The 2,321-nt window shown below is 32.3% G+C and carries 3 protein-coding genes and 1 pseudogene; all 4 read left to right on the forward strand.

Going from position 1 to position 2,321, the window contains the following annotated elements; all coding sequences use genetic code 11:
• A pseudogene (locus H1P_RS32800) lies at positions 1 to 1,166 on the forward strand (ISNCY family transposase); the annotation flags it as partial.
• A 214-nt stretch (positions 1,167 to 1,380) separates the two neighbouring features.
• On the forward strand, positions 1,381 to 1,557 hold the full coding sequence (locus H1P_RS36960; RefSeq protein WP_186376290.1) for a hypothetical protein: 177 nt from the start codon (positions 1,381 to 1,383) through the stop codon (positions 1,555 to 1,557).
• A gap of 40 nt (positions 1,558 to 1,597) precedes the next feature.
• Positions 1,598 to 1,789 (forward strand): hypothetical protein, encoded by a 192-nt coding sequence (locus H1P_RS32805; RefSeq protein ID WP_144875605.1) that lies wholly within the window; start codon positions 1,598 to 1,600, stop codon positions 1,787 to 1,789.
• A complete protein-coding gene (locus H1P_RS32810; protein ID WP_144875607.1) occupies positions 1,789 to 2,244 on the forward strand; it encodes a type II toxin-antitoxin system VapC family toxin in 456 nt (151 codons plus the stop codon). The genes H1P_RS32805 and H1P_RS32810 overlap by 1 nt, the downstream gene beginning before the upstream one ends.
• Positions 2,245 to 2,321 lie beyond the last annotated feature (77 nt).

Consider the following 2,321-nt stretch of genomic DNA (forward strand, 5'->3'; position numbering starts at 1 on the left):
GTCAAAGATGAAGTGTAAAAATAATGCTGACAGTTTATTTAAGGTCGAAAAAATTCCCAGCGATAATCAAATACGCAATTTATTAGACCCAGTTCCTGCTGCCACAATTTATCCAGTATACCAAAAAATATATCCTCCTTCGAGGACGTAGTCAATGGTTAAAGAATCAAAAAATACTCTCTAAATTTCTTTATTTAGAATCAGAAATTTTAATAGCATTAGACGGAACAGAATATTTTTCATCTAAAAAAATTAATTGTCCTTATTGTAACTCTCGGAATCACCGAAACGGAACAACAACTTATTTTCATAGTTGTGTAATTCCTGCTGTGGTTTCACCTAACATGAAACAAGTAATTTGTCTCGAACCAGAATTCATCAAAAAACAAGATGGTTATAAAAAACAAGACTGTGAAAACGCTGCGATAAAAAGATGGTTAAATAAAAATCCGAGCCAAAGATATGAAAATCCTGTAACTCTTTTAGGAGATGATTTATACTCTCGTCAACCTATCTGTGAATTAGCGTTAGCAAAGGATTATAATTTTATTTTTGTTTGTCGTGAAACTTCACACAAAACTTTGTATGAATGGCTAGAGTTTTTAGAGAAAACTGGTGAAGTACAAACTATAAAAAAGAAAGAATGGAATGGAAGAAAGGAGCTAGTTTATCGTTATCGTTATACTAATAAAATACCGCTAAAAGATGGGGATGATTCATTACAAGTTAATTGGTGTGAAGTTACAATAATCAATCAAAAAACTAAAGAAGTTGCTTATAAAAATAGTTTCATTACCAATCATAACATTCGAGACGATAATGTCGAAAAAATTGTCAAAGCTGGTAGAAGTAGATGGAAAATCGAAAATGAAAGTAATAATGTTTTAAAAAATCATGGTTACAACTTAGAACATAATTTTGGTCACGGTCAAAATAATTTATGTGAGATTTTATTGAGTTTAAATTTGTTGGCTTTTTTATTTCATTCAGTTTTAAAGTTAGCTAATTCTACTTATCAACGCCTTCGTCAACTTAGCGGAAGTCGTCGTAGCTTTTTTAACGATATTAGAGCCTTATTAAAATATTTTTGGTTTGAAACTTGGTCTGATTTATTTAATTTTATGCTCGATGATGATTCAGACAATCTCCAAACTAATTCTAGTTAAATCTCCAAAATAATTTCAGGAGGTGATGCTTGATTTTCATGTTTAAAATTTCATTTTTGTGATGATTTCAACCTAGTTTTTTGAGTTGAGAGAGTATTTATGTGTCTATTTTTTCTTTTTTACTTCTTAATTATGTATGGCTTTTTTGAAAATAAAACTTTTTGAGTTTTGTTCTCTATTAAAAATAGAAAACATCTTCTTTTTTTTCTTCAAAATGAGAATTGCTGGTAAATTGGTCGGATTTTATATACCCGTCCCACAATCGGAGGAAGAAGAAATCGAACAAGCATTACAAAGACTGAATCAAACCGTCGAAAAAGCGTTCGCCTCTAGCGGTATGGATGAAGCTGTTCTGGCTGATGCTCTAGATTTATCTCAAGAAGAACAATAAATAATGCATTTAGAATATAAAAAAAGGTATTGAAACTAATATGACGACAAGTAAAGATTCTCATCAAAAGTCACAAACAAAACTGTCAAACCAAAACCCTTTAGCAGATATTGCAGGATCGTTTGGGGGGAAATTTTGGTTGGAAACACAGTCAGAGATAGAACGTTCTCGCAAGATAGATCGAGAAGAAATAGACCGAGAGTTAAATACATCTTCTGACAAAGAAAATTAATGTATTTACTCGATACCAGTATTGTTAGTAACTTTTTGGACGAGCGACGTTTCTATCCCCAACTAACAGCTAAGATTTTAAGTCAACCGCCAGAATCGATTTTTACAAGCATTATTACTGTCGAAGAAATTTTACAGGGTGCTTTAGCTTCGGTACAAAAAACAAAAAGAAAACCATCGGTTGTAGCTGCCTATAAGTATTTTGAGGAGTTATTTTCGGCACTAAATCAGTTTCAAATTTTGTCCTACAGTGCAGAAGCAGAGCAAATCTATCAAGCCCTTCCAGCCAAAATCAAAAGAATCGGCACGCAAGATTGTCGGATTGCTGCGATCGCCAAAGCTCATAAATTGACTGTTGTTACGGTCAATACAAACGATTTTATGGGTATTGGTTTGGTTGATATAGAACCCACATTCCGCACGTCAAAACGGAGCATAAAGCAATCAGAAAAATAATCTCCTAAAAGAGATACTAGAATCAGTAAAAGTACTGAATAATAAATAGTTCTCTTTAGTTTGAATAGAACTAAAAT

This window comes from Hyella patelloides LEGE 07179, from assembly GCF_900659865.1.
Taxonomy (GTDB): domain Bacteria; phylum Cyanobacteriota; class Cyanobacteriia; order Cyanobacteriales; family Xenococcaceae; genus Hyella; species Hyella patelloides.